The following is a 26,834-nucleotide window of genomic DNA, read 5'->3' on the forward strand; positions in this document are numbered from 1 at the left end:
AGGCGAAGTGCGACCACAGGCCGACCACCTCGACGGCCCCGTCGGCCTGTGCCTTGAACGCGAACCCCGAAGGGTCCGCGTCGCGGCCGGCGGCGAAAGTGCTGCGAAAGCCGGGGGCTCAGACCCCCGCGGCGGCCTTGAGCGCGTCCACGCGGTCCGTGCGCTCCCACGTGAAGTCCGGCAGGTCCCGGCCGAAGTGGCCGTACGCCGCGGTCTGCGCGTAGATCGGGCGGAGCAGGTCCAGGTCCCGGATGATCGCGGCCGGGCGCAGGTCGAACACGGTGTTCACGGCGGCCTGGATGGCCTCCACCGGCACCGCCTCGGTGCCGAACGTCTCCACGAACAGGCCGACCGGCGCGGCCTTGCCGATCGCGTACGCGACCTGCACCTCACAACGGCGGGCCAGCCCGGCGGCCACCACGTTCTTGGCCACCCAGCGCATCGCGTACGCGGCGGAGCGGTCCACCTTCGACGGGTCCTTGCCCGAGAACGCGCCGCCACCGTGTCGGGCCATGCCGCCGTAGGTGTCGATGATGATCTTGCGACCGGTGAGCCCGGCGTCGCCCATCGGGCCGCCGATCTCGAACCGGCCGGTCGGGTTGACCAGGAGGCGGTAGCCCTCGGTCTCGATGCCCAGGCCGGACAGCTCCGGCTCCACCACGTACTCGCGGATGTCCGGCGCCAGCAGCGAGTCCAGGTCGATGTCGGCCGCGTGCTGCGAGGAGACCACGACCGTGTCGAGGCGGACCGGGCGGTCGCCGTCGTACTCGATGGTGACCTGAGTCTTGCCGTCCGGGCGCAGGTAGGGGATGGTCCCGTTCTTGCGCACCTCGGCCAGGCGATTGGCCAGCCGGTGGGCGAGCGTGATCGGCAGCGGCATCAGCTCCGGCGTGTCGTCGCACGCGTAGCCGAACATCAGGCCCTGGTCGCCCGCACCCTGGCGGTCCAGCTCGTCCTCGTCGCCGTCGACCCGGTTCTCGTACGCCGTGTCGACGCCCTGCGCGATGTCGGCCGACTGCGCGCCGATGGACACCGAGACGCCACACGAGGCGCCGTCGAAGCCCTTCTTCGAGCTGTCGTAGCCGATCTCCAGGACGCGCTCGCGCACGATCGTGGGGATGTCGGCGTAGCCCTGCGTCGTGACCTCGCCGGCCACGTGCACCTGACCGGTGGTGATCAGCGTCTCGACGGCGACCCGACTCTTGGGGTCTTCCTTGAGGAGCGCGTCCAGGATGGAATCGCTGATCTGGTCGGCGATCTTGTCCGGGTGACCTTCGGTCACGGACTCAGAGGTGAACAGACGGCGGGACACATCGCTCCCTGGGGTTGCAGCGGCTGCTGGCTGGCAGGTGGACCCGGACCGTCCGGACAGGTCGGGACGGGCGGGTCCACCGAATACTGGGGCCGAGTTTATCCCCCCGACCCCCGCCCTGGGACTGGGTGTCCCAAGACATGGACGGCGTGGCGTTGCTCACTTTGTGTGAACCCGGCGCGATCGACTGTTCCGACCGGCTGCCGAACCCACCGAAACGGGACACGAGAACTAGGCGAAACGGGGCACCACGAGGTCCCACACGACGTCCGCCAGATCCTCCTTCGGGCCGTGCGCAACCGGCGTTTCGCTGCCGTCGGCGGCCAGCACGATCGCCTCGTTCACGTCGGTGCCGAAGGTCAGTTCCTCGCCCACCCGGTTGACCACGAGCAGATCGCAGCCCTTGCGGGCGAGCTTCGCGCGGCCGTTGGCGAGCACGTCGTCGGTCTCCGCGGCGAAGCCGACCACGACCTGGCCGGGCCGGAGCCGGTCGCGGGCGAGTTCGGCGAGGACGTCCGGGTTCTTCACCAGCGCGATCGGCTCCGGTTCGGCGTCGGTCTTCTTGATCTTGCCGTCGACCCGGGTCGCCGGACGGAAGTCCGCGACGGCCGCGGCCATCACCACGCAGTCCGCGTCCTCGGCCGCCTTGAGCACCGCGTCGCGCAGTTCCAGGGCGGTGCCCACGTGCACCACGTCGGCCCCGGCCGGGTCCGGCAGGCCGGTGTTGGCCTCGATCAGGGTGACCCGGGCCCCCCGGGCGATCGCCGTGCGGGCGAGCGCGTAGCCCTGCTTGCCGGACGAGCGGTTGCCCAGGAAGCGGACCGGGTCCAGCGGCTCGCGGGTGCCGCCGGCGCTGACCAGCACATGCCGGCCGACCAGATCGGGCCGGGTCGCGCCGCGCCCGAGGGTGCGCCGGACCACCTGGAAGATCTGCTCCGGGTCGGGCAGCCGGCCCTTGCCGGTGTCCTTGCCGGTCAGCCGACCCACCGCCGGCTCGATCACGATCGCACCGCGCCTGCGCAACGTCGCGACGTTGTCCACCGTGGCCGGGTGCTCCCACATCTCGGTGTGCATCGCCGGCGCGAAGATCACCGGACAGCGCGCGGTGAGCAGCGTGTTGGTGAGCAGGTCGTCGGCGAGTCCGTGCGCGGCCTTGGCGAGCAGGTCGGCGGTCGCCGGCGCGACCACGACCACGTCCGCGTGCTGGCCGATCCGGACGTGCGGGACCTCGTGCACCGCGTCCCACACCCCCGTGGCCACCGGCTGCCCGGACAGCGCCGACCAGGTTGCCTCGCCGACGAAGTTGAGCGCGGACTCGGTCGGCACCACCCGGACCTCGTGCCCGGACTCGGTCAACCTGCGCAGCAGTTCGCACGCCTTGTACGCGGCGATGCCGCCGGCGACGCCGAGGACGACACGGGGTCGGGATCCGGTACTCATCGCTGCTCCTGGGCCTCGTCGCGACCGGCCCGTGTTCCGACCGGCACGGCGAGCCTACGACACCGCCTCGGACGGCTCGATCGCGTGTCGGCCGGGCCGGCGGCCGGAAGTCGACCGGGACCTGAGTACGAGTACGGATGTCGCGCCCGGGCGGCGCTGCCAGCATCGGAGGCCGGGAGTCCATCGGGGGAGATGACGTCGATGTCGAACGAGCGGCTGCTGGACGACGCCACGCGGTGTCCGGGCTGTGCGCGACAACTCCGGATGCCGCGCACCGAGCGCTGCCCCGGGTGCGCGATCAAACTGACCGGGCCGGCTGCGGATCAACTGTGGCAGCTCGGCGTGTCGGCGGCGCAACTGCTGCGCCGGCGCGAGCACCTGCTCCAGCGCATGCGGGCCGAGGCGCAGCAGTGGCTCAGCCGCCCGTCCGTGCCGGCCGCGACGCCGCCGGTCCGCACGCCGACCCCACCCGCGGCGCCGACGCCGGTGCCGCCGACCCCGGCCGCTCCCGCCCGCCCGGCGGCCGATCGGGTTCGGGAGTCGGCCGAGGTCGGGCGGCGCCGGGTGGCCCGGATCGTGCTGGGCGCGGGCGTGCTGCTCGTGGTGCTGGCCGCGGTGGTGTTCGTCGCGGTCACCTGGAATCGCACCGGCACCGGCGGCCGGGCCCTGGTGATGGCGCTCGCACTGGTGCTGGCCGCGACCGGGACCACGCTCGCCGAGCGGCGCGAACTGCCCGCCACCGCCGAGGCGATGGCCGCCCTGACCGTGGCCATGGGCCTGCTCGACGGCTACGCGGCCTGGGCCGCCGACCTGGCCGGCGTGCGCGACGCGAGCGCGCTGCCGGTCGCGGCGGTCACCCTGCTCGCGGTCGGCGGCGCGGCGGCGCTGGGCTCGATGGTGGCGCCGTTGCGCGCGTTGCGGATCTCGGCGGCGCTGTTGCTCCAGGGTCCGTTGCCGCTGCTGATCGCCTGGTTCGGGGTGGGCCGCGCGTCGCTGTTGCCGCTCGCGATCGGGCTCGGCCTCCAGGCGGCCGCGGACGTCGTGCTGCTGCGCCGGGTCTACGCCGAGGCCGCGCGGGGCCTGCGGATCGTCGCCGAGGTCGGCGTGCTCTGCTACTGGCTGACCGCGGTCGCGCTGACCTTCGCCGAGGGCGCGAGCGGCGCGTCGGCGGGCACCATGCTCGGGCTCGCCGCGATCGCCGGCGGGATCGCGTTCGTGCTGCGCCGGGCGCCCGTCGTGCGCCACCTGGCGTCGGCGAGTGCGATGGCCGGCTCGCTCGCGGCCGCGGCCCTGCTGCTCGCCACCCGGCCCTCGGGCGAGGATTCGGAGCTGCCGATCGCGTGGACGGGCGTCGCGCTGCTGGTCGTGGTCCTGGTCGCGATGGCGCCGCTGTTCGTGGTGCCGCGCGACTTCCGGGCCGGGCCGCTCGCGGTGCTCGTACCGCTGACGGTGGCGCCCGCGTTCTGGGTGCTCGCGGCGCCGGCGGTGGCGCTGGGCGGTCCGCTGTCCTGGCCGCGCCGGGCGTGGCAGCTCGGCTCGGCCGACGCCGGCAGCCGGAGCGCGATCATGCCGACCGATACCTGGGACTTCGGCCTGGCGCCGCTGGTACTGCTGCCGGCGGCGGCGCTGGTCGCGCTGACCGCCGGCACCCTGCTGCGCGGCCGGCCCGGGCGGACACCGGTCCTGGTGACCGGCGCGATCGTCGTCGAGGGCTTGCTCGTGGTCGGGCCGCCGGCCCTGGATCTGCCGCTGTGGGCGGCGCTGGGCTGGCATCTGGCGGCGGCCGTCGGCTGGGGTTGCGCCTGGCGGATCCGGCCGCTGTTGCCCCTGGTCGGGCTTGCCCACGGCGCTCTGGCCCTGGTGTGGGCGACGGCGCATCCGCTCACGTCGATCGTGGTGTGGGCGGTGGTCGCCGCCGGCCTCACGATCACCGCCGTCCTGTCGCCGGGACGCCGCAGCGCCGAGCCGAGCCCGGCACCCGCGGCAGGCGGTGATCACGTATCGACACAAAGCACTGCCAATCCCACCGAGCCGACCGCCTCGTCGGCACAACGGGACACCACGACCGCAGGCGGTACGCCGGGCGCCGGCGACGTCACGCCCCACGTGTCGCCCGCCACCGAAACCGACGGCGACACCAACGCCGACGGCGACGACGCCGACCCGTACGCCCCGGCCGGCGACGGCCCGACCGACGCCCCGAAGCCGCCCGCCCCGTTCCCCGTCCGTCCCCTGGTCCGGCCGCTCGCAGCCGCCTTCGCCCTCGCGCTCGCCGGCGTCGACGCGGCGATGACCGCGGCGCACTCGGGTGCCTCGACGGCGTTCGTCGCGCTCGCCCCGACCCTGCTCTTCGCGCTGGTCACCCTGATCGCCCTGACCCTGCGCCCCACCGCCCCGACGACCCGCGCCCTGACCCTGGTCGGCGGCGCCGGCTGGGTGATCGGCACCCTGGCCGCCTCCCGCGCCCCGGGCCACCTCGCCGCGGCCCTCGCCGCAGGACTCGCGGTGAGCGTGGTCGGCGCCCTCCGCGACCTGCCCGGCACCCGGCCGGCCTGGGCCGGGGCAGCCGCCCTGAGCTGGGTCGGCGCGATCACGGCCGGCACGCACGCCCTCGGCGCGGATCGGCCCGACACCGTGCTCGCCGCCGTGCTCGCCGCCGCCCTGCTGTTCCCGCTCGCCCTCGGCTGCGCCCGCCGGCCCGGCCTGGCCCCGACCCTCGAAGGCACCGCGGGCGCGGCCCTGGTCGGCGCCCTGCTGATCGGTCGGGAGACCTCGCCGGTCGCGTTCGCGATCGCGGCGGCGGCCACCCTGTGCGGCGCGGTGTTCGGCCGCACGTGGCTGCGACCGGGATGGGCGCCCGCGACGGCGGTCCTGTCGTACGCCACCACGGCGGCCACGCTCTACCGGCTCGACGTCGGCGGGCCCGGCCAAGCGGTGGCCGGCGCGTGCGCGGCGGTGATCCTGCTGGTGGTCGCCACGTACCTGCACGATCTGCCGATGGCCGCGATCACGATCGAGGGGATCGCCGTGTTCGCGGCGGCCGTCTCGATCGCCGAGTCCGGCGGCCTGCTCCCGGTGGCCCTCGCCGTGGTCACCGCCGGCACGCTGCACAGCGCGCTGCGCGGGCGCGGCGAGGCTCGTCCGCTCTGGGCTCCCGCCACCGTCCTGTCGTGCACCGCGACGGTGCCGGCCACGCTGCATCGCCTCGACGCGACGAACGCGGTGAGCGTCCTGGCGGCGGTGGGCACGGCCGCCCTCCTGTACATCGCCGTCGCCCGGCTCCCCCGCCCCGATCCGGCGGCCACGCTCGCCGCCGCGGTCGGCCTGCTCGCCGCGGGTATCGCCACCGTCGCCGCGGCTCCCGAGCAGAGCTGGCTCGCCCTGGCCGGGGCCGGCCTCGCCGCGGCGACCACCCCGGCCGGTCCGCTGCGCACACCCGCCCGACGTGCCGCGCTGCCGCTGCTGTTCGCCGCCTACTGGCTGCGTCTGGCGCTGTTCGACGTCACCCACCCCGAGGCGTACACGGTCCCGCTCGGCCTCGCCCTGCTGGCCGAGGGCCTGCTGCGCCGGCGGGCCCGTCCGGAGACCAACTCGTGGGCGGCGTACGGCGGGTCGCTCGCGCTGTTGCTGCTGCCCTCGTTGCCGCTCGCGGTGGGCCAGACCGAGCCGATCCGGCCCAGCCTGCTGGGCGCGGCGGCGATCGCCACGCTCCTGGTCGGCGCCCGCTTCCGACTCCAGGCGCCGCTGTTCCTGGGCGCGGCGGTGCTGACCGCGGTCGGGCTGGTGCACCTGGCGCCGCACCTGGCGCCGGTCTACGACGCGGTGCCGCGCTGGGCGATCCTGGGCACGGCGGGCCTGCTCCTGATCGTGATCGGCGCCGGCTACGAACGCCGCCTGCGCGACCTCAAGCGCCTGCGCCGCGCGGTGGGACGACTGGGCTAGAGGGACCCGCCGCCCGCCTCAGGTGAGCGCCCGCAGCTCGTCCAGCACCTCGGACACGCACGCCGGGTCGGCCCGGTAGGGCAGGTAGAACCCGAGGCGGTCGGCGACCCCGTGGGCACGTGCGGCCAATTGGGCCGCGACGTCCTTGGGTTCGCCGATCGCCACCACCCGGCCGAGCAGCGTGTCGTCGATCGCGTGCGGGATGTCCGGCCAGCGGCCGGCCCGGATCAGCGCGTGCAACTCGGCCTGCAACGGCCCGTAGCCCTCCACGTCGAGCACCGGCCGGTAGGCGGGCGTGGAGGCGTAGAACGCGACCATCGCCCTGGCCCCCTTCAGCGCGGCCCGCATCTCCTCCTCGGTCCGCCCGGCGGCGACGATCACGTCGAGCATCACCGAGAACTCGTCCCGGCCGCGCTCGGACAGCACCAGGCCGTCGTCGACCGCGTCGGTGACCGGGCCGCGCACGAAGAGGTCGGTGTTGAGCGGGTGGACCAGCAGGCCGTCCGCGTGTTCGGCGACCATGGTGATCATCCGCCGGCCCACCCCGCCCGCGAGCAGCGGCGGCAGCCCGTACGGATTGGGTCCCGGTCGCAACGTCGGCGGCATCAGCGTGAGGTCGAAGAACTCGCCGTGGAAGTCCAGCGGCGTCTCCCGCTGCCAGCAGGTGAGCACCGCGCGCACCGCGCGCAGCGTCTCGGCCATCCGGGCCACCGGGCGCGACCACTTGGCGCCGTACCGGCGTTCGATGTGTGCCTGGATCTGGGTGCCCAGGCCGAGCCGGAACCGGCCCTGCGAGGCCAGGTGCAGGTCGTACGCGGTGTGCGCGAGGTGGGTCGGGCTGCGCGGGAAGGCCACCGCGATGTTGGTCATGATGTCCACCCCCGCCGCGGCGGCCGGCACCAGCGGCAGGAACACGTCGGTGGGGCCCTCGAAGGTGAACACCCCGTCGAAGCCCGCCTCGGCCAGTTCCCGGGCCCGGTCGCCGGCGCGGCTCAGTGGCGCGTCCAGCAACGTGTCCACCGGCAGCACCCGCCGGCCCGCCTTCGGCGCGTCCGCGCCGCTCTCGATCCGGTCCACCTCGTCGCCCCACCCTCCGGATCACCCGCACGTCGCGCGCGGGTCGCCGCTCAGAGGTACGCCATCCGCGCCGAAGGGTCAAGGCACCGGCGGGACACGTCGGGTACGGGGCGACCCGCGTGGAACGCGCGAAGGGCCCGACGGAACACCGTCGGGCCCAACACGTCGAACAGTTCAGCGATACAGCGCAGATACGGCGCCGTCGAGTCGCGTGACTCGCTCAGCCCTCGATGGGCTCGGCGGTCAGCATGCCCGAGTTGATCTCGCGCAGCGCGATCGACAGCGGCTTCTCGTGCACGTGCGTGTCCACGAGCGGACCCACGTATTCCAGCAGGCCCTCGCCGAGCTGCGAGTAGTAGGCGTTGATCTGCCGAGCACGCTTCGCCGCGTAGATGACGAGGCTGTACTTGGAGTCGGTCGCCTCCAGGAGCTCGTCGATGGGCGGGTTGATGATGCCCTCGGGTGCGGTGGAAGAAGCTGACAAGGCGGGGGCCCTTCGAAAAGCTGTGAAAGCTGTGGGTGAAAGTCGGGCTGCCTGTCGGCTATCGGGCAGCCCGGACGATCAAGATACGTTCATCAAGGCTAGCAGTTCGCGTACGACGTCTTCGACGGACGTGTTGACCAGCGTCATGTCGAATTCGGATTCCGCGGCCAACTCGACCTTCGCGGCGGCCAGGCGCCGCTCGATGACCTCGGGGGATTCGGTCCCCCGGCCCACCAGACGGCGGACCAATTCGTCCCACGAGGGCGGGGCGAGGAACACCAGGCGTGCCTCGGGCATCGCCTGTCGTACCTGCCGAGCGCCCTGCAGGTCGATTTCGAGCAGGGTGGGAACGTCGGCGTCAAGCCGTTCGAGCACGGGCAGTCGCGGGGTCCCATATCGGTTCCCGGCGAATTCGGCCCATTCGAGCAGTTCATCCGAGGCGACCAGTTTGTCGAACTGATCGCCGTCGGTGAAGTGGTACTCCACACCGTCGGTCTCCCCTGGACGGGGCTTACGTGTGGTCGCGGACACAGACAGCCAAACCTCGGGGTGACGGCGGCGCAGGTCAGCGACCACCGTGCTCTTGCCGACCCCGGAGGGGCCGGAGAGCACGGTGAGTCGACGGGTGCCGTGCACGGTACGGGGATCGTTGCCGGCGCCCGCGTCAGGACGCGGAGCCACCGAATTCCCGTTCGAGTGCTGCGATCTGGTTCGTGCCGAGACCGCGGACGCGCCGGGTCTCGGAGATGTTCAGCTTCTCCATGAGCTGCTTGGCGCGCACCTTGCCGACGCCGGGGAGGGACTCCAGGAGGGCCGATACCTTCATCTTGCCCACGACCGGATTGTCCTTGCCCTCCTTGATGACGTCGCTGAGCGAAGCACCGGAGTTCTTGAGCCGGTTCTTCACCTCGGCGCGCTCCCGCCGAGCCGCAGCGGCTTTAGCGAGCGCATCCGCGCGTTCTTCGGGGGTCAGGGGTGGGAGAGCCACGCCGTGTCACCTCGGACTTCGTTGCGATCCTCAAGGCCGCCCGGCTCGGACGGCCACCAACAAACAGTGGAACCTAGCTGGTCAGAGCGTTCGCGGCAACGCGCGACACTCCACCGGGCCGGCTCACGAGGGAGCCTAGTCGGCGAATCGGTCCGCGTCGCCCGAATCGATCGGAAAAGCCCGGCTACCTGCGGCAAAACCCGAACCTGACGGAGCGTCGGACGACTTCGGGGCGGTCCGCGGGTGCGTCCGCGCCTCCACACCCCCTCCCGGCGCTCTTGCGCCCGGTGGCCCGACCGCCCCGCCCGTGCCCGACGACCTGCCCGATCGAGCCCGCCGATCCACCCGGCAGGGCCGTCACGGCGGCCCGGGGCGGCCCCCGGGGCGCCCGCCGGCCCCACTCGGCCTCCCGTGGCCCGTCCGGGGCCGCCGGGCTCCACACGGACGCCACAGCGGCATCCGCGCGCCGCCCGATGTTCGCGTGGCGTGCATCGCAGCGGTCCGCACCGGCAGGCGCGGCGCGCTAGCGCGCCGCCAGACCCGCGCCGATCTCGCGGGCCGCCTCGCCCACGTCCGCCGCGCCGGTGATCGGCCGCCCGATCACCAGCAGGTCCGCGCCGTCGGCCAACGCCTGCTCGGGCGTGGCCACCCGGCTCTGGTCGCCGAGCGCCGCGCCCGCCGGCCGCACCCCCGGGGTGATCAGCACGATGCCCGGGCCCACCTCGGCGCGCACCGCCGCGACCTCACGCGGCGAACACACGATCGCGCGCGCCCCGGCCGCGACCGCGAGCCCGGCCAGCCGTCGGGCCGCCTCGATCGAGGGCCCCGCCAGACCGATCGCCGCCAGGTCCTCCTCGGCCATCGAGGTCAGCACCGTCACCGCGACGATGTTCACCTCCGGCGCCGCGTCCGCCGCCGCGCGGATCATCGCGCTGCCGCCGCTCGCGTGCACGGTCAGATACGTCGGCGCCAGCCGCGCGACCGAACGCACCGCACCGGCCACCGTGTTCGGGATGTCGTGCAGCTTCAGGTCCAGGAACACATCCCGCCCGCCGCTGGCCTCGCGCGCGCCCGAGACCGCGTCCGCGCCGTCCCGCAGGAACACCTCCAGGCCGACCTTGACCGTGCTCACGTGCGGGCCCACGGCCTTGGCCCACGCGATCGCGCGGTCCAGGTCCGGGGCGTCCAGGGCCACCGCCACGGGTGCGAGGTTGCTCATCGAAATCCCACTCTCGTCGCCATCGAAAATTCGTACCCGTCCCCGCCCGAGTTCCCGCCCGCGCCGCCGTTCGAGCCCCGTCCGAGCCCCGCCGGACACGGCGATGCCGGCACGAACCCCGTCCGTACCGGCATCACCCTCGTCCACCGAAACCGCTCAGCGGTGCGCGTACCCGATCGCCGCCTCCAGCGAACCGAAGCCCCGGGCGATCAGCGCCGCGCGCAACTCGTCCAGGATCCGCACCGGCGCCGACGGGTCGTTGAAGATCACCGTGCCCACCGAGACCGCCGCCGCGCCCGCGAGGATGAACTCCAGCGCGTCCAGGCCGGTCCGGATGCCGCCCATGCCGACGATCGGCACCTGCGCCATCTGCCCGTCCAGCATCGCCGCGTGCACCTGGTAGACGCAGCGCACCGCGACCGGCCGCACCGCCGGGCCGGAGAGCCCGCCGGTGACGCCGGCCAGGACCGGCTTCATCGTGTCGGTGTCGATCACCATGCCGAGCAGCGTGTTGATCATCGACAGGCCGTCCGCGCCCGCCTCCACACACGCCCGGGCGATGTCCACGATCGACGTCACGTCCGGCGACAGCTTGGCCAGCACCGGCACCAGCGGGTCGGTCGCGTCGCGGACCGCGCGGATCACGTCGTAGGACGTGGCCGGGTTGCAGGCGAACACCTGGCCCCGGTTGGCCACGTTCGGACACGAGATGTTGGCCTCGATGCCGACCACGCCGGGCGCGCCCTTGAGCCGCTCGGCCAGCGCCACGAAGTCGTCCACGTGGCCGCCCGCGATGGACACGATGGTGCGTCCGCCGCGCGCCGCGAGCCAGGGTAGGTCGCGCTCGACGAAGGCGTCGATGCCCGGGCCCTGGAGGCCGATCGAGTTGAGCATCCCGGACGGCGTCTCGGCCATCCGCGGGGTGGCCCGACCCGAACGCGGGTACGGCATGATCGTTTTGGTGACCACCGCACCGATCGCGGCCGGCTCGAAGAACTTGGCCAATTCCTTGCCGTAGCCGGCGCAGCCCGAGGCCGTGGTCACCGGATTCGGCAGCAGCGTCGAGCCGAGCCGGGTGGCCAGGTCGATGCCGCCGCCGGGCAGCATGATCGTGGACGGCGGCGGCTCGTCGAAGTCGTCCGCGTCGTCGTTGTCGGCGAAACCGCCGTACGCGTCGGTCATCAGTGCGCTCCCATCGCCGCTGCGCCCTCGATGTCCGCCGGAATCGTACCGACGTCGTCCCAGCGCACCTTGGTGCCGTCGAAGCACGGGCCGTCCACACACGAGCGGACGAACCGGCTGACCCCGTCGTCGCCGACCACCGGGAGCACGCATGTCATGCATACCCCGACGCCGCACGCCATCGATTCCTCGACCGCGGTGAACACGCGCGCCTCGTGCGCGTCCGCCAGCTCGGTGACCGCGCGCAGCATGCCCATCGGCCCGCACGCGTAGACCACGCCGGCCTGTACGGCGGTGAGCACCTCGGGCAGCGGTCCGGTGACGAAGCCGCGCACGCCCTCGGAGCCGTCGTCGGTGGTGACCACGACGTCCTCGGTGATCGCCCGCGCCTGGTCCACGCCGTACAACCGGGCGGCGGTCGCCGCGCCGAGCACGAAGGCGACCGAGCCGCCCTCGGCCACGATCCGCTCGGCGAGCGCGAACATCGGCGCGCTGCCGTAGCCGCCGGCCACCATCACCGCGCTGACCGGCTCGGCCGGCAGCGGGAACGGCGTGCCCAGCGGCGCGACCACGTTCACGCTGTCGCCGACCCGCAGCCGGGCCAACTCACGGGTGCCGCGGCCGGCCTCGGCGAAGACCACGTCGATCGTCTCCGCGGCCGGGTCGGCGCGGTGGATGGAGAACGCGCGGCGCAGCAACATCGCCGAGTCCACGCCGCCGATCGCCACGGCGACGAAGTGACCGGGTTCGACGCGGGCGGCGATCCCGGGGGCGCGCAGCACCATGCGGTGGTACGCGCCCGCGGGTTCGCGGCCGACGATCTCCGCCTGCACCTGCAGGGGAAGTGCCATCGGTGTCGTCAGCCCTTTCGGTGGGACGTGATGTGGTCGGCGTGCTCCTGGAGCGAGCGCACCCCGATGTCGCCGGCGATCAGCGACTGGATGCCCTGCACCGCCGCGGCGAAGCCCTGCACCGTGGTGATGCACGGGACGCCCCGGGTGACCGCCGCGGTGCGGATCTCGTAGCCGTCGAGGCGGCCGCCGGTGCCGAACGGGGTGTTGACGATCAGCTCGACGCCGCCGTCGTGGATCATCCGCACGATCGTCGGCTCGCCCTGCGGCCCGGCGCCCTCGCTGTGCTTGCGCACCACGGTGGCGGGCACGCCGTTGCGGCGCAGCACCTCGGCGGTGCCCTCGGTGGCCAGGATCTCGAAGCCCATGTCGTGCATGGCCTTGACCGGGAACACCATCGAGCGCTTGTCCCGGTTGGCGAAGGAGACGAACGCGCGGCCCTTGAGCGGCAGCGAACCGTAGGCGCCGGCCTGGGACTTGGCGTACGCGGTGCCGAACACCGCGTCGATGCCCATCACCTCGCCGGTGGAGCGCATCTCCGGGCTGAGCACGGTGTCCACGCCGCGGCCCTTGGTGTCGCGGAAGCGGTTCCAGGGCAGGACCGCCTCCTTGACCGCGATCGGCGCGTCCATCGGCAGCGTGCCGCCGTCGCCCTCGGCCGGGAGCAGGCCCTCGGCGCGCAGTTCGGCGATCGTGGCGCCGAGCGAGACGCGGGCGGCGGCCTTGGCCAGCGGCACTGCGGTCGCCTTGGACACGAACGGCACGGTGCGCGAGGCGCGCGGGTTGGCCTCCAGGACGTAGAGGATGTCGCCGGAGAGCGCGAACTGGATGTTGATCAGTCCGCGGACGCCCACGCCCTGGGCGATGCCCAGCGTGGCCGCGCGCAGCCGCTTGATGTCGTGTGCGCCGAGGGTGATCGGCGGGAGCGCGCAGGCCGAGTCGCCGGAGTGGATGCCGGCTTCCTCGATGTGCTCCATCACGCCGCCGAGGTAGAGGTCCTCGCCGTCGTAGAGCGCGTCCACGTCGATCTCGATCGCGTCGTCGAGGAAGCGGTCGACCAGCACCGGGTGGTCGCTGACCAGGCCGGCGTTCTGTTCGAGATAGGTGGCCAGGGAGGGCTCGTCGTAGACGATCTCCATGCCGCGCCCGCCGAGCACGTACGAGGGCCGCACCAGCACCGGGTAGCCGATCTCGGCGGCGATCGCGCTGGCCTCGCCGAAGGAGAACGCGGTGCCGTGCTTGGGCGCGAGCAGGCCGGCCTCGGCCAGCACCCGGCCGAACGCGCCGCGCTCCTCGGCGAGGTGGATCGCCTCGGGCGAGGTGCCCGCGATCGGCACGCCCGCGTCCTTGAGCTTTTGCGCCAGCCCCAGCGGGGTCTGCCCGCCGAGCTGCACCAGGACCCCGGCGACCGGTCCGGCCTGGGTCTCGGCGTGCACGATCTCCAGCACGTCCTCCAGGGTGAGCGGCTCGAAGTAGAGCCGGTCGGAGGTGTCGTAGTCGGTGGAGACGGTCTCCGGGTTGCAGTTGACCATCACGGTCTCGTAGCCGGCGTCGTGCAGCGCGAACGCGGCGTGCACGCACGAGTAGTCGAACTCGATGCCCTGCCCGATCCGGTTCGGCCCGGAGCCCAGGATGATCACGGCCGGCTTGGTGCGCGGCGCGACCTCGGTCTCCTCGTCGTAGGACGAGTAGTGGTACGGGGTGCGCGCGGCGAACTCGGCGGCGCAGGTGTCCACAGTCTTGTAGACCGGACGCACGCCCAGCGCCTGGCGCACCTCGCGCACGACCTCCTCGCGCATGCCGCGGATCGCCGCGATCTGCAGGTCGGAGAGGCCGTGCCGCTTGGCCAGGCGCAGCACCTCGGGGGTCAGCTCGGCCGCGTCGCGGACCTCGCCGGCGATCTCGTGGATCAGGTACATCTGGTCCAGGAACCACGGGTCGATCCCGGTGGCCTCGAACAGTTCCTCGGGCGTGGCGCCCGCGCGGATGGCGTCCATGACCACGTTGATCCGGCCGTCGGTGGGCTTCTCGGCCGTGCTCAGCAGTTCGTCCTTGGCGCCGACCTCGGAGACGAAGTCGAACTGCGAGCCCTTCTTCTCCAGCGAGCGCAGCGCCTTGTTCAGCGCCTCGGTGAAGTTGCGGCCGATCGCCATCGCCTCGCCGACCGACTTCATCGTGGTGGTGAGGCGGTCGTCGGCGGCCGGGAACTTCTCGAAGGCGAAGCGCGGGACCTTGACCACGACGTAGTCGAGCGAGGGCTCGAAGCTGGCCGGGGTCTCCTTGGTGATGTCGTTGGGGATCTCGTCCAGCGTGTAGCCGATGGCGAGCCGCGCGGCGATCTTGGCGATCGGGAAGCCGGTCGCCTTGGAGGCCAGCGCCGAGGAGCGGGAGACGCGCGGGTTCATCTCGATCACGATCACCCGGCCGTCCTCGGGGTTGATCGCGAACTGGATGTTGCAGCCGCCGGTGTCCACGCCGACCTCGCGGATCACCGCGATGCCGACGTCGCGCAGGATCTGGTACTCGCGGTCGGTCAGCGTCATCGCGGGCGCCACGGTGATCGAGTCGCCGGTGTGCACGCCCATCGGGTCGAAGTTCTCGATCGAGCAGACGACCACGACGTTGTCGTGCTTGTCGCGCATCAGCTCGAGTTCGTATTCCTTCCAGCCGAGGATGGACTCCTCCAGGAGCACCTCGGTGGTCGGCGACAGGGTCAGGCCCTGGCCGGCGATCCGGCGCAGGTCCTCCTCGTCGTGCGCGAAGCCGGAGCCGGCGCCGCCCATCGTGAAGGAGGGGCGGACCACGACCGGGTAGCCGCCGAGCGTCTCGACGCCGCCGAGCACGTCCTCCATCGAGTGGCAGATCACCGAGCGGGCCGACTCGCCGTGCCCGATCTTCTCCCGAACCCGCTCGACCACGCCCTTGAACAGGTCGCGGTCCTCGCCCTTTTGGATCGAGTCGAGGTTGGCGCCGATCAGCTCGACGTTGTACTTCTCCAGCACGCCGTTCTCGCTGAGCGAGACCGCGATGTTGAGCGCGGTCTGCCCGCCCAGGGTGGGCAGCAGCGCGTCGGGGCGCTCCTTGGCGATGATCTTCTCGACGAAGTCGGGGGTGATCGGCTCGACGTAGGTGGCGTCGGCGATCTCCGGGTCGGTCATGATCGTGGCCGGGTTGGAGTTGACCAGGATCACCCGCAGGCCCTCGGCCTTGAGGATCCGGCACGCCTGGGTGCCGGAGTAGTCGAACTCGGCGGCCTGGCCGATGACGATCGGGCCCGAGCCGACGACCAGGACGGACTTCAGGTCGCTGCGCTTAGGCACTCTTGGTCTCCATCAGCGTCACGAAACGGTCGAACAGGTAGGCGGAATCGTGCGGTCCGGCCGCCGCTTCCGGGTGGTACTGCACGCTGAACGCGGGTCGGTCCAGCAGCCGCAGGCCCTCGACGACGTCGTCGTTGAGGCACACGTGGCTGACCTCGGCGCGCCCGTAGGGGGTGTCCGAGACGGTGTCCAGCGGCGCGTCCACGGCGAAGCCGTGGTTGTGCGCGGTGACCTCGACCTTGCCGGTCGTGCGGTCCTGCACGGGCTGGTTGATGCCGCGGTGGCCGTACTTGAGCTTGTAGGTGCCGAAGCCCAGCGCGCGCCCGAGCAACTGGTTGCCGAAGCAGATTCCGAAGAACGGGGTGCCCTGGTCCAGCACGGCGCGCAGCAGCTCGATCTGGTGGGTCGCGGTGGCCGGGTCGCCGGGGCCGTTGGAGAAGAACACGCCGTCGGGGGCGACGGCGTTGATCTGCTCCAGCGTGGCGGTCGCGGGCAGCACGTGCACCTCGATGCCGCGCTCGGCCATCCGGTGCGGGGTCATGCCCTTGATGCCCAGGTCCAGCGCCGCGACGGTGAAGCGCTTGGCGCCGATCGCGGGGACCACGTAGGCGGCGTCGGTGCTGACCTGCTCGGCGAGGTCGGCGCCGGCCATCTCGGGGCTGGTGCGCACCCGTTCCAGCAGCGCGGCCTCGTCCTGTCGGGCGGCGTCGCCGGAGAAGATGCCGACCCGCATCGCGCCGCGCTCGCGCAGGTGCCGGGTCAGCGCGCGGGTGTCGATGCCGCTGATCCCGACCACGCCGTAGCGCACCAGTTCGTCGTCGAGCGAGCGGCGCGAGCGGTGGTTGGAGGGCACTCGGGCGGGGTCGCGGACGACGTAGCCGGAGACCCAGATCCGGGAGGATTCGGGGTCTTCGTCATTGACGCCGGTGTTGCCGACGTGCGGGGCCGTCATCACGACGACCTGGCGGTGGTACGAGGGGTCGGTCAGGGTCTCCTGGTAGCCCGACATGCCGGTGGAGAACACCGCCTCGCCGAACGTCTCCCCCACCGCGCCGTAGGCGCTGCCGCGGAACGTGCGCCCGTCCTCGAGGACGAGCACCGCAGGCGTCGTGGCCCGTCCGGTCATTGCGGTCACGTGACCGATCCTTCCTGGTGGTTCCGTACAGCCGAGCCGGCGGTCGCCGGCAGTTCTCCGGCGATCAGCCGGGTGATGGTCTCGATCCACGCGTCGTGCTCGTCCGGGTGGTCGCTGCGAAAGCCCGAGTCGAGCGAGCCGTCGCCGTGCGTCCAGGTGATCACCAGCAGGCCGCCCTCGGGCAGCACCTTCCCGGCGATGGCCTTCTCGTGTCGCACCCCGGTCAGTGCCGCGGCGGGTACGAAGAAGTCGGTCGCGGCGGGGCGCTCGACCAGCAGGCCGTCCGGGCGCAGGGTCAGCTCGGCCGGGCTGCGGGTGCCCAGGCCGTGCGCGACCACCCGGTCCAGCCAGTTGCCGGCGGTGGTGCTGCCGAAGTAGCGGCCGACCAGCGGCGGCAGCAGCGGCGCGGCGGCGGCCTCGGGCGCGGTGGGCAGCGCGGGCAGCGTCGCCTGGCGCTTGGCGCGCTTCTTCCAGGCGCGCCACATGAGCAGGTAGACGCCGAGCACGAAGAGGAGGCAGATGCCGATCCAGAGGAGGCGACCGCTCCAGTTCGTCACCTCCGCCGACTTCTGGTCGGCGGCGAACAGCAGCAGGTCGTGGGGGGCCGTGCCTGAGGTCACGCGAGCTTCCCGTCGATCACCGTGGGTACGCCGCGCAGGAACGTGGCGACCACCTTGCCGGGGAGTTCCAGTCCGGCGTAGGGGGTGTTACGACTGCGCGAGGCGAGTTCGGACGGTTCGACCGTACGCCGTGTGCTCGGGTCGACCAGCACCAGGTTGGCGGGCTCGCCGACCTCGATCGGGCGGCCGTGCCCCTCCAGTCGGCCGATCGCGGCGGGGCGCACGGACATCCGGTCGGCGACGCCGGCCCAGTCGAGCAGGCCGGTGTCGACCATGGTCTCCTGGACGATCGCCAGGGCCGTTTCCAGGCCGAGCATGCCCATCGCGGCGACCGCCCACTCGCAGTCCTTGTCCTCGCTGGGGTGCGGGGCGTGGTCGGTGGCGACCGCGTCGATGGTGCCGTCGGCGAGCGCCTCGCGCAGCGCGGTGACGTCGGCGGCGGTGCGCAGCGGCGGGTTGACCTTGTAGACCGGGTCGTAGCTGCGCACGAGTTCGTCGGTGAGCAGCAGGTGGTGCGGGGTGACCTCGGCGGTGACGTTCCAGCCCTTGGACTTGGCCCAGCGCAGGATCTCCACCGAGCCCGCGGTGGAGACGTGGCACACGTGCAGGCGCGAGCCGACGTGCGCGGTGAGCAGCACGTCGCGGGCGATGATCGACTCCTCGGCGACCGCGGGCCAGCCGCGCAGGCCCAGTTCGCCGGAGACGGTGCCCTCGTTCATCTGGGCGCCCTCGGTCAGCCGGGGCTCCTGCGCGTGCTGGGCGACCACACCGTCGAACGCCTTCACGTATTCCAGCGCGCGGCGCATGATCACCGCGTCGTCGACGCACTTGCCGTCGTCGGAGAACACCCGCACGCGCGCGGCCGAGTCGGCCATCGCGCCCAGTTCGGCCAGTCGCTTGCCGCCCAGGCCCACGGTGACCGCGCCGACCGGGTGCACGTCGCAACGACCGGTCTCCTGGCCGAGCCGCCAGACCTGCTCGACGGTGCCGGCGGTGTCCGCGACCGGGTCGGTGTTGGCCATCGCGTGCACCGCGGTGAAACCGCCCAGGGCCGCCGCGTCGGCGCCGGTGGCGACCGTCTCGGCGTCCTCGCGGCCGGGCTCGCGCAGGTGGGTGTGCAGGTCGACCAGGCCCGGCAGCAGGATCTGCCCGGCGGCCTCGATCACGGTGGCGCCGTCGGCGGCGAGCCCGGCGCCGATCCCGGCGATCACGCCGTCGCGGATGAGCACGTCGGACGCGTCGCCCCCGAGGACCTTGGCGTCCTTGATCAGGTACGTGCTCACTTGGTGCTCTCCTCGGTGCCGGTGGCGTTGCTCGCGCTGTGGGGGGTGCTGGTGCTGGGGGCGCTCAGGGCCGGTTCGTTGCCGCCCAGGAGCAGGTACAGGACCGCCATCCGCACGCTGACGCCGTTGGTGACCTGCTCGACGATGGTCGAGCGGGTCGAGTCGGCGACCTCGGCGGCGATCTCCATGCCTCGGTTCATCGGGCCGGGGTGCATCACGATGGCGTGCTCGGGGAGCATCGCCATCCGGCGCAGGTCCAGACCGTAGCGGCGGGAGTATTCGCGCTCGGTGGGGAAGAACGCGGCGTTCATCCGCTCGCGCTGCACCCGCAGCATCATCACCGCGTCGCTCTTGGGCAGCGGCGCGTCCAGGTCGTAGGAGACCGTGCAGGGCCAGCTCTCCACGCCGATCGGGAGCAGCGTGGGCGGCGCGACCAGGGTCACCTCGGCGCCCAGGGTGGCCAGCAGGAGCACGTTGGAGCGGGCCACCCGGCTGTGCAGGACGTCACCCACCAGGGTGATTCGGCGGCCTTCGAGGTCGCCGCGCCCGCCGGCCAGCCTGCGCCGCATGGTGAACGCGTCGAGCAGCGCCTGGGTGGGGTGCTCGTGGGTGCCGTCGCCGGCGTTGACCACCGAGCCGCGCAGCCAGCCGGAGCCCGCCAGGCGGTGCGGCGCGCCGGAGGCGTGGTGGCGGATGACCACCGCGTCGGCGCCCATCGCCTGCAGGGTCAGCGCGGTGTCCTTGAGCGATTCGCCCTTGGAGACCGAGGAGCCCTTGGCGGAGAAGTTGATCACGTCCGCGGACAGCCGCTTGGCGGCGGCCTCGAAGGAGATGCGGGTGCGGGTGGAGTCCTCGAAGAACAGGTTGACCACGGTGCGGCCGCGCAGCGTCGGCAGCTTCTTGATCGGCCGCTCGGCGATGTGCGCGAGTTCTTCGGCGGTGTCGAGGATCAGGATGGCGTCGTCGCGGGTGAGGTCCGCGGCCGAGATCAGGTGGCGCTTCACTGGCTACTTCTCCGCGTCGGTGGGAGCGGCGGGGTCGGCCGCGCGGGTGCCGAGCAGGACCGCGTCGCGGCCGTCGTACTCGGCGAGGTGGACCTTGACGGTCTCGCGCAGCGACGTGGGCAGGTTCTTGCCCACGTAGTCGGCGCGGATCGGGAGTTCGCGATGGCCGCGGTCGACCAGGACGGCCAGTTGCACCGCGCGCGGGCGGCCGATGTCGTTCAGCGCGTCCAGCGCGGCGCGGATGGTGCGGCCGGAGAAGAGCACGTCGTCGACCAGCACGACGAGCTTGCCGTCGATGCCCTCGGCCGGGATCTCGGTGCGTTCCAGCGCGCGGGCCGGACCGAGCCGGAGGTCGTCGCGGTACATGGTGATGTCCAGTGCGCCGATCGGGACCTTGGCGCCGTCCTCGATCGAGGCGAGTCGCTCGCCCAGTCGGCGGGCCAGGGCCACGCCTCGGGTCGGAATGCCCAAGAGCACGACGTCGTCGGCGCCCTTGGCGCGTTCGACGATCTCGTGCGCGATCCGGGTCAGGGCCCGGTTGATGTCCGAGGCGTCCAGGACCGCGCGGGCGGTGGCCGGGTCGAGGTCCTTGGGACGGGCGGCCGACGTGCCGCCGGGGGTGTTGCCAGGTGCTGTCATGGAAAACAGACCTCCTTCCCCGTCTCACAGGACGGGCTTTAAAGGACGTCGGGGTACGTCCCTCACAGTATCAGCCAACATCATCAGTCTTTCGGCGGCCCGGACCGGAAGAGCGCGCGGATCGAGCCGGGGCGAAAGTGGAGCAAAGGCGCCTCTCACCTGCGCGAATCCGGCTTTGTAGGCCGTTCGGCTTGACGGACGCAAATTACTCTGCGTAACCTCACAATGAGTCACCACCGGGCCAAACGCGACAGTCGCGACGTGCCGAACCTCGCAGCTTCGGGGAGAGTTCGAGGTACAGAAAGCCGGCCCGGAGGTAGCCACCCCATCGGTTCGGCCAACCACCGGTGGACCTTCACGGTCAGTCACCTGTATTGGGAGCGAGATGTCCAGCGACTACGCCAAGCAGCTCGGGGCGAAGCTCCGCGCGATCCGGACCCAGCAGGGCCTGTCCCTGCACGGCGTCGAGGAGAAGTCCCAGGGCCGCTGGAAGGCCGTCGTCGTCGGTTCGTACGAACGCGGCGACCGTGCGGTAACCGTGCAGCGCCTGGCCGAGCTCGCCGACTTCTACGGCGTCCCGGTGCAGGAACTGCTGCCCGGCGGCACCCCGAACGGCGCGGCCGAGCCGCCGCCGCGACTGGTCCTGGACCTGGAGCGGCTGCAGACCGTTCCGTCCGACCAGGCCGGTCCGCTGCAGCGCTACGCGGCGACCATCCAGAGCCAGCGCGGCGACTACAACGGCAAGGTGCTGTCGATCCGTCAGGACGACCTGCGCACGCTGGCCGTGATCTACGACCAGTCGCCGAGCGTGCTGACCGAGCAGTTGATCGGGTGGGGCGTGCTCAACCCGGAGGCTCGCCGCGCCGTGGAGAACCAGAACAACGCGTAACCCGTGATGCACGGAGCGTGACCGCTACGCGCGGAAACGTCGAAGGGTCCCGAAGCCGATCGGCTTCGGGACCCTTCACCTTTTGTACGATCGCCGGCCTCAGCCGGATTCGCGGACCACCACGCGCGGGTGCACGACCATTCGACCGCCGGGTCGGTAGTCCCGGCCGCGGATCAGTGTGGTGATTGCGTCCGAGGCGCCCGATCCCATCGTCCGGGTGTGCATCGAGACGCTGGTCAGCCGCGGCCAGACCAGATCGCAGAACGGCAGGTCGTCGGCGCCCACCACGGCCATGTCCTCCGGCACCGACCAGCCGCATTCGCGCAACGCCGAGATGATCATCAGGGCGAAGTCGTCGTTGCCCGCGAACACCGCGGTCGGCGGTTCGCTCTCGCGCTGCCACTGCCGCACGATGGCGAGCACGTCCTCGCGGACGTAGCCCACGTCCACCCGGCGCAGCGAGACGCCCGCCTCCTCGGCCGCGGCCTGCGCACCCGCCCAGCGCTCCTCGCCGAGGAAGGCCAACGGCCCGGAGGGCACCAGGCAGGCCAGTCGGCGGTGGCCGCGGTCGATCAGGTGGCGGACCGCGACCCGGCCGGTGTCGCGGTTGTCGAAGATCGCGGTGGGCACGTCGGGGTGCTCCTCGCGGCCCCACGCGAAGATCGCCCGGACCCCGGCCCGCTTGAGCACGTCGACCGCGCCGCCGGTGAGCCGGTTGGATTCGGCCATCACCGCGAGCGGTCGCAGCGCGGCCCACTGCCGGGCGGCGTCGGCTCCGCGCGAGGTGCGGTCGGCGTGGATGAGCAGGCTGAGTTCGTGCCGGTTGAGCGCCTCGGTCAGTTCGTCGATGAACGCCTCCAGGAGCTGTCCCATCGGCTGCAGTGGCAGCGGGAACAGCACCACGTCGCTGTTGCCCGAGCGCAGCGAACGGGCGGGCGCGCTGGGCGCGTACCCCAGTTCGCGCACCGCGAGCATGACCCGCTCGCGGGTCTGCGCGCTGACCCGGACCCCGGGCGGCGAGTTGAGCACGTAGCTCACGGTGGATCTGGATACGCCGGCGAGCCGGGCGACATCGGAACTGGTGGGGGGTTTGGCCCCCGCCTCCGGCGCGCTCATCCGTGACCCTCCGGGCGGCAAGTGACCGACTTCGTGCTCGTCATCTCGACGACACCCCCTACCGCACCCGCGCGCGGGTCCGGCCCGCGCGCAACCGATGTCCACCGGATCACAGAGACGCGCGACCCGATACCGCTTGGTTAGCGGGCACAACCTTGGCCGTAATCGCTCGAATGCGCTACCGACGCGTGTCGGTCGTTACAAGATCACTCACGGTGATCGAGCGGTGCAGATTCTGCTTCCTTCAAGCCTTGAACAATCAAATCGTTATCTAGTCGGACTGATTTCACGTTGTGGACCCATTCCCTCTGCTTATTCGTGTCACCTAGGCTCCGAGACCAACCTCGTCAGCAGATTCGAGTCCTCCGTGCAGGGAGGGATTCGAGTCCCCTCCATCGGACGGTCCACATGAGTTCGCCCACCACCGAGGCGCCCGACTCCTCGTCGCCGGCGCCGGAAGCCGCCGGTCGCACCGAGCCCACCGGATACAAGCTCGGGCCGCTCTACGCGACGCTGCCCCTTGCCAATATCGCGCTGTACATGCTGTGGCTGGGCGTGGGGATCTACCTGCTCCCGACGCAGGTCATCCACATCAAGGGCGTTCCCGACCAGGAAGCGCTCAAGTGGCCGATCTTCTGGGGCGCGCTGTTCGCCACGATCGGCAACCCGCTGTTCGGCAAGCTCTCCGACATCACCCGGTCCCGGTTCGGCCGGCGCTCGCCGTTCATCCTGTTCTGCGCGCTCATCGGCGCCGCCGCCCTGTGTTTCCAGGCCAACGCGAACTCGATCGCGGTGGTGGGGCTGACCTGGGGCGTCATCCAGTTCATCATGAACGGCTACCAGGCCGCGGTGACCGCGGTCATGCCCGACCGGGTGCCCGCGGGCAAGTACGGCAAGTTCTCCGCGCTGATCGGCCTCGGCATCCCCGTCGGCACGATCGTGGTCTCGCTGCTGCTCGCCGGCGTCGACCTGAGCATGATCGGAATCGATGCCCGGATCGGCGGCTTCGACGGCAAGTTCGCCGACCCGGCGGACGGCGGAGCCAAAGGCTTCTACCTGGTCGCCGCGGTGCTGGTGGCCGCCGCGCTGATCTTCGTGATCTTCAGCCCGGACAGGTCCACCAAGGACCTGCCGCGGGAGAAGTTCGAGTTCGTCTCGTTCGTCAAGGGCTTCTGGGTCTCGCCGCGCGAGCACGCGGACTTCTTCATCGCCCTGGTCTCGCGCCTGGGCGTGATGCTCGGCTACATGGTGATCCTGCAGTTCAACTTCTTCATCCTGGTGCTCTACATCAAGATCCCGCAGGCCGAGGTGTTGTCCAAGCTGGGCACCCTGACCGTGATCAACGCCGTGGTGACCATCGTCGCGGCCCTGGTGATCGGCCCGATCGTGGACCGGGTCGGCCGAGTCAAGCCGTTCGTGGTCGCCTCGGGCGCCGGCGCCGCACTGTCCCTGATGATTCCGCTGATCTGGGCCACCGAGGACGGCATGATCGCCTTCCAGGTCACCAACGGCCTCTTCTTCGGCATGTACATGGCCGTCGACATGGCGCTGATCACCCAGGTGCTCCCGCGCCCGCAGGACGTCGGCAAGGACATGGGCCTGATCAACATCGCCAACGCCGGCCCGCAGATCGCCGCGCCATTCCTGGCTCCGTTCCTGGTCGACGACCTGGACCTCGGCTACGAGGGTCTGTTCGCTTTCGGCGCCGCCGTCTCGCTGGCCGGCGCACTGCTCGTGCTGCTGGTCAAACGCGTGCGGTAGGTACGTCGAACCACATACGCCGACGGGGCGGACCGGATCACCGGTCCGCCCCGTCGGTATGTCCGCACCCCCACGCCCGCGTTCACGGGCGCGGGATCTCGCCCGCCGTCCAGCGGCCGGTCAACAGCGCGCCCATGTCCTGCCACGCGTCGTCGATGGTGCGGGCCAGGTCCGCGATGTCGAGCGCCCCGGCCTCGGTCCACTCCTCCATCGCCACCCGCATCACCGCGTGGTACAGGGTCACCGACAGCGCCGGGCGGCGATCGTCCCCGGGCTCGACGCCCTCGCGCCGAGCGACCTCGGCGGCCATCCGCCGCTCCAGCTCCATCGCGTTGCGCAGCGACGCGGCCAGCAGGACCGGGGTGTCCTCGATCATCCGCCGCATCCGCAGGAACTCCTGGCCCGCGCCGTCCGGTTCCTCGTCGGCGACCCGGGCGAACACCTCGGCGCCCGCGCGGCGCAGCGCGGTCAACGGCGCCTCGGCCGCCGGGCGGGCGGTCAACGCGTCCAGGAACAACGCCTCGAACTCGATCGCCCGGGCCAGCGCCACCTCCTCCTTGCCCGCGAAATAGCGGAAGAAGGTACGCCTGGACACCTCCACGGCGGCCACGATCTCGTCGATCGTGGTGGCGTCGTACCCCTTGCGCAGGAACAACTCCAGCGCGGCGGCCACCAACGCCTCGCGCGTGCGTTCCTTCTTGCGCTCCCGCAAGCCCGTCGCGGTGCCGGCCGTGTCCCGCACGTTGGGTGTTCCTCTCGTTCGTCTCTGCACAGTATGACACTTGCCACTGTGTGCAACTTGAGTGATTTGGCTATATGGCACCGTGTGCCATATCGTTCGATGGCTCGGTACGACACCGGCCTCGGATGGATGTAGGGAACACATGAGTCAGACTTCGACGGCGACATCGGACGCACTCCCGCCGGATCTCTCGAAGGCCCCCGTGCGCAAGGGCATGCAGGGGCATCCCTGGCTCACCCTGCTGGCGGTCGCCTTCGGCGTGATGATGGTGGCCCTGGACGGCACCGTGGTCGGTATCGCGAACCCGGCCATCTCCAAGGATCTGGACGCCTCCCTCGCCGACCTGCAGTGGGTCACCAACGGCTACCTGCTCGCGCTCGCGGTGTGTCTGATCCCGGCGGGCAAGCTCGGCGACCGCTACGGCCACAAGACGATCTTCCTGATCGGCGCGGCCGGCTTCGCGGTCACGTCGCTGCTGATCGCCTTCTCCCAGTCGGTCTCGATGCTGATCGCCTTCCGGGTGCTCCAGGGCGTGTTCGGCGCACTGCTCCAGCCCACCGCGCTCGGCCTGCTGCGCAACAGCTTCCCCGGCAACAAGCTCAACATGGCGATCGGCATCTGGGGCGCGGCGATCTCCACCGCCACCGCCGCCGGACCGATCGTCGGCGGCCTGCTGGTCGAGCACGTGAGCTGGCAGTCGGTGTTCTACATCAACGTGCCGATCGGCGTGCTGACCCTGGTCGTCGGCATCTGGGCGCTGGCCAACAGCCGGGTGGCCGGCGCGAGCAACCGGATCGACTACCTCGGCGTCGTGCTGCTCTCGGTGGCGATGTTCTGCCTGGTCTGGGGCGTGATCAAGAGCGGCGAGAAGGGCTGGGGCAGCGCCTACACGCTGAGCTTCATGGCCGCCGCACTGATCCTGCTCGCACTGTTCGCGCTGTGGCAGACCAAGGCGCCCGAGCCGCTGATGCCGCTGGTGATGTTCCGCAACCGGTCGTTCTCGATCGGCATCGTGCTGATGATCTTCATGGCCTTCGCGATGTTCGGCGCGATGTTCTTCATCACCTTCTATCTCCAGGGCGTCAACGGCCTCAGCCCGACCGAGACCGGCGTGCGGATGTTGCCGATGTCCGTGGTGATGATGATCGGTTCGCCGATCGGCGGCCTGGCGATCACCAAGCTCGGCCCGCGCATCCCGATCATCGCCGGCCTGGCGCTGTCGGCGACCGCGATGGCGCTGCTCGCCCGCCTCGGCGAGGACGCGAGCTTCGGCGCCACCATGCTGCCGTTCGTGCTGCTGGGCTTCGGGCTCAGCCCGATCATGGTCGGCGCGACGGACATCATCGTCGGCAACGCCTCGCTGGAGTTGTCCGGCGTCGCGTCCGGCATCCAGCAGGCCGCGATGCAGGTCGGCGGCGCGCTGGGCACCGCGGTGCTCGGCGCGGTGGTGGCGGCCAAGGTCTCCTCGGCGCTGCCGGACCGGTGGCCGGCCGAGGCCGGCGCCTACGACCGACTTCCGCACGGGCAACGCGAGGCGATCGAGGGGTCGGTCGCGCAGGGCTTCCCGCCGGTGGATCCGGCGACCATGAACGAGCGCACCATCGACGCCGTGCGCCACGCGTCGGCCACCACGTTCCTGGACGGCATGCAGCTCGCGTTCACCATCGCCGCGATCACGATGGCGGTCGGGATCGTCCTCGCGCTGTTCGTACGGCAGGGCGAAAAGCGCGAAGGCGCGGTCGCCGTGCACGTGTAGGGCATGATCGACTCGGAGCAACATCCATAGGCCATGGTTCGTGGGCACAACCGTCGCGCCGTTCCCGATCCACA

21 protein-coding genes are annotated in these 26,834 nt (G+C 71.7%); 4 read left to right on the plus strand and 17 right to left on the minus strand.

Going from position 1 to position 26,834, the window contains the following annotated elements; all coding sequences use genetic code 11:
- Window positions 1-118: 118 nt before the first annotated feature.
- Together metK and coaBC are read right to left on the minus strand one after the other, a co-directional pair.
- Window positions 119-1,312 (minus strand): methionine adenosyltransferase, encoded by a 1,194-nt coding sequence (gene metK / locus ABZ374_RS43305; protein WP_360323164.1) that lies wholly within the window; start codon window positions 1,310-1,312, stop codon window positions 119-121.
- 231 nt (window positions 1,313-1,543) lie between these two features.
- A complete protein-coding gene (gene coaBC / locus ABZ374_RS43310) occupies window positions 1,544-2,752 on the minus strand; it encodes a bifunctional phosphopantothenoylcysteine decarboxylase/phosphopantothenate--cysteine ligase CoaBC (RefSeq protein ID WP_360323166.1) in 1,209 nt (402 codons plus the stop codon).
- Window positions 2,753-2,953: 201 nt separating this feature from the next.
- On the opposite strand from coaBC, the gene ABZ374_RS43315 reads away from it, so the two are divergent.
- Window positions 2,954-6,694 (plus strand): hypothetical protein, encoded by a 3,741-nt coding sequence (locus ABZ374_RS43315; protein ID WP_360323168.1) that lies wholly within the window; start codon window positions 2,954-2,956, stop codon window positions 6,692-6,694.
- 18 nt (window positions 6,695-6,712) lie between these two features.
- Here the strand turns inward: ABZ374_RS43315 and ABZ374_RS43320 are convergent, their stop codons facing one another.
- From ABZ374_RS43320 to pyrR, 13 genes are all read right to left on the minus strand, one after another.
- The gene (locus ABZ374_RS43320; protein ID WP_360323170.1) at window positions 6,713-7,771 is read right to left on the minus strand and encodes a TIGR03617 family F420-dependent LLM class oxidoreductase; all 1,059 of its coding nucleotides are present in this window, start codon (window positions 7,769-7,771) and stop codon (window positions 6,713-6,715) included.
- Window positions 7,772-7,991: 220 nt separating this feature from the next.
- Window positions 7,992-8,255 (minus strand): DNA-directed RNA polymerase subunit omega, encoded by a 264-nt coding sequence (gene rpoZ / locus ABZ374_RS43325; protein ID WP_020551792.1) that lies wholly within the window; start codon window positions 8,253-8,255, stop codon window positions 7,992-7,994.
- A 78-nt stretch (window positions 8,256-8,333) separates the two neighbouring features.
- Window positions 8,334-8,891 carry a guanylate kinase gene (gene gmk, locus ABZ374_RS43330; RefSeq protein WP_360323209.1) on the minus strand — a complete coding sequence of 186 codons (558 nt, stop codon included), beginning with the start codon at window positions 8,889-8,891 and terminating at the stop codon, window positions 8,334-8,336.
- A gap of 28 nt (window positions 8,892-8,919) precedes the next feature.
- Entirely contained in the window at window positions 8,920-9,243 is a 324-nt protein-coding gene (gene mihF / locus ABZ374_RS43335) for an integration host factor, actinobacterial type (RefSeq protein ID WP_026218483.1), read from the minus strand.
- Window positions 9,244-9,766: 523 nt separating this feature from the next.
- The gene (gene pyrF, locus ABZ374_RS43340; protein WP_360323173.1) at window positions 9,767-10,462 is read right to left on the minus strand and encodes an orotidine-5'-phosphate decarboxylase; all 696 of its coding nucleotides are present in this window, start codon (window positions 10,460-10,462) and stop codon (window positions 9,767-9,769) included.
- A 156-nt stretch (window positions 10,463-10,618) separates the two neighbouring features.
- Window positions 10,619-11,644, minus strand: a complete 1,026-nt coding sequence (locus tag ABZ374_RS43345) for a dihydroorotate dehydrogenase (RefSeq protein WP_360323175.1) — start codon at window positions 11,642-11,644, stop codon at window positions 10,619-10,621.
- Entirely contained in the window at window positions 11,644-12,495 is an 852-nt protein-coding gene (locus tag ABZ374_RS43350; protein ID WP_360323177.1) for a dihydroorotate dehydrogenase electron transfer subunit, read from the minus strand. The genes ABZ374_RS43345 and ABZ374_RS43350 overlap by 1 nt, the downstream gene beginning before the upstream one ends.
- An 8-nt stretch (window positions 12,496-12,503) precedes the next feature.
- A complete protein-coding gene (gene carB / locus ABZ374_RS43355) occupies window positions 12,504-15,815 on the minus strand; it encodes a carbamoyl-phosphate synthase large subunit (RefSeq protein ID WP_360323179.1) in 3,312 nt (1,103 codons plus the stop codon).
- A complete protein-coding gene (gene carA, locus ABZ374_RS43360) occupies window positions 15,808-16,941 on the minus strand; it encodes a glutamine-hydrolyzing carbamoyl-phosphate synthase small subunit (RefSeq protein WP_360323211.1) in 1,134 nt (377 codons plus the stop codon). Before carA ends, carB begins: the two co-directional genes overlap by 8 nt.
- A 5-nt stretch (window positions 16,942-16,946) precedes the next feature.
- Window positions 16,947-17,570 carry a hypothetical protein gene (locus tag ABZ374_RS43365; protein ID WP_360323181.1) on the minus strand — a complete coding sequence of 208 codons (624 nt, stop codon included), beginning with the start codon at window positions 17,568-17,570 and terminating at the stop codon, window positions 16,947-16,949.
- Window positions 17,567-18,853: a dihydroorotase gene (locus tag ABZ374_RS43370; RefSeq protein ID WP_360323183.1), complete on the minus strand. Its 1,287-nt coding sequence runs from the start codon at window positions 18,851-18,853 to the stop codon at window positions 17,567-17,569. Before ABZ374_RS43370 ends, ABZ374_RS43365 begins: the two co-directional genes overlap by 4 nt.
- On the minus strand, window positions 18,850-19,857 hold the full coding sequence (locus tag ABZ374_RS43375; protein ID WP_360323185.1) for an aspartate carbamoyltransferase catalytic subunit: 1,008 nt from the start codon (window positions 19,855-19,857) through the stop codon (window positions 18,850-18,852). Before ABZ374_RS43375 ends, ABZ374_RS43370 begins: the two co-directional genes overlap by 4 nt.
- A 3-nt stretch (window positions 19,858-19,860) precedes the next feature.
- Window positions 19,861-20,496, minus strand: coding sequence for a bifunctional pyr operon transcriptional regulator/uracil phosphoribosyltransferase PyrR (gene pyrR, locus ABZ374_RS43380; RefSeq protein ID WP_360323187.1), 636 nt, complete (start codon window positions 20,494-20,496; stop codon window positions 19,861-19,863).
- A gap of 385 nt (window positions 20,497-20,881) precedes the next feature.
- Between pyrR and ABZ374_RS43385 the strand changes: the two genes are divergently transcribed.
- On the plus strand, window positions 20,882-21,385 hold the full coding sequence (locus ABZ374_RS43385) for a transcriptional regulator (RefSeq protein ID WP_355535963.1): 504 nt from the start codon (window positions 20,882-20,884) through the stop codon (window positions 21,383-21,385).
- A gap of 99 nt (window positions 21,386-21,484) precedes the next feature.
- Here the strand turns inward: ABZ374_RS43385 and ABZ374_RS43390 are convergent, their stop codons facing one another.
- Window positions 21,485-22,501: a LacI family DNA-binding transcriptional regulator gene (locus ABZ374_RS43390; RefSeq protein ID WP_360323189.1), complete on the minus strand. Its 1,017-nt coding sequence runs from the start codon at window positions 22,499-22,501 to the stop codon at window positions 21,485-21,487.
- A 408-nt stretch (window positions 22,502-22,909) separates the two neighbouring features.
- Between ABZ374_RS43390 and ABZ374_RS43395 the strand changes: the two genes are divergently transcribed.
- A complete protein-coding gene (locus ABZ374_RS43395; RefSeq protein ID WP_360323191.1) occupies window positions 22,910-24,262 on the plus strand; it encodes an MFS transporter in 1,353 nt (450 codons plus the stop codon).
- An 82-nt stretch (window positions 24,263-24,344) separates the two neighbouring features.
- Here ABZ374_RS43395 and ABZ374_RS43400 read toward each other — a convergent pair whose 3' ends face one another.
- Window positions 24,345-25,004 carry a TetR family transcriptional regulator gene (locus tag ABZ374_RS43400; protein ID WP_360323193.1) on the minus strand — a complete coding sequence of 220 codons (660 nt, stop codon included), beginning with the start codon at window positions 25,002-25,004 and terminating at the stop codon, window positions 24,345-24,347.
- Between the two features lie 142 nt (window positions 25,005-25,146).
- On the opposite strand from ABZ374_RS43400, the gene ABZ374_RS43405 reads away from it, so the two are divergent.
- Complete coding sequence (locus ABZ374_RS43405; RefSeq protein WP_360323195.1) at window positions 25,147-26,760, plus strand: MFS transporter; 1,614 nt, start codon at window positions 25,147-25,149, stop codon at window positions 26,758-26,760.
- The last annotated feature ends 74 nt before the right edge of the window (window positions 26,761-26,834 follow it).

Origin of the sequence: Embleya sp. NPDC005971, assembly GCF_040629175.1 — a bacterium.
GTDB lineage: Bacteria > Actinomycetota > Actinomycetes > Streptomycetales > Streptomycetaceae > Embleya.

What these genes read in the sequence shown, in the direction of transcription:
- ABZ374_RS43385 (WP_355535963.1), top strand. Translation starts at nt 20,882, where the DNA reads ATGTCCAGCGACTACGCCAAGCAGCTCGGGGCGAAGCTCCGCGCGATC.
- ABZ374_RS43345 (WP_360323175.1), bottom strand. Translation starts at nt 11,644, where the DNA reads ATGACCGACGCGTACGGCGGTTTCGCCGACAACGACGACGCGGACGAC.
- ABZ374_RS43390 (WP_360323189.1), bottom strand. Translation starts at nt 22,501, where the DNA reads ATGAGCGCGCCGGAGGCGGGGGCCAAACCCCCCACCAGTTCCGATGTC.
- coaBC (WP_360323166.1), bottom strand. Translation starts at nt 2,752, where the DNA reads ATGAGTACCGGATCCCGACCCCGTGTCGTCCTCGGCGTCGCCGGCGGC.
- ABZ374_RS43315 (WP_360323168.1), top strand. Translation starts at nt 2,954, where the DNA reads ATGTCGAACGAGCGGCTGCTGGACGACGCCACGCGGTGTCCGGGCTGT.
- pyrF (WP_360323173.1), bottom strand. Translation starts at nt 10,462, where the DNA reads ATGAGCAACCTCGCACCCGTGGCGGTGGCCCTGGACGCCCCGGACCTG.
- pyrR (WP_360323187.1), bottom strand. Translation starts at nt 20,496, where the DNA reads ATGACAGCACCTGGCAACACCCCCGGCGGCACGTCGGCCGCCCGTCCC.
- ABZ374_RS43350 (WP_360323177.1), bottom strand. Translation starts at nt 12,495, where the DNA reads ATGGCACTTCCCCTGCAGGTGCAGGCGGAGATCGTCGGCCGCGAACCC.
- ABZ374_RS43395 (WP_360323191.1), top strand. Translation starts at nt 22,910, where the DNA reads ATGAGTTCGCCCACCACCGAGGCGCCCGACTCCTCGTCGCCGGCGCCG.
- ABZ374_RS43405 (WP_360323195.1), top strand. Translation starts at nt 25,147, where the DNA reads ATGAGTCAGACTTCGACGGCGACATCGGACGCACTCCCGCCGGATCTC.
- carA (WP_360323211.1), bottom strand. Translation starts at nt 16,941, where the DNA reads ATGACCGGACGGGCCACGACGCCTGCGGTGCTCGTCCTCGAGGACGGG.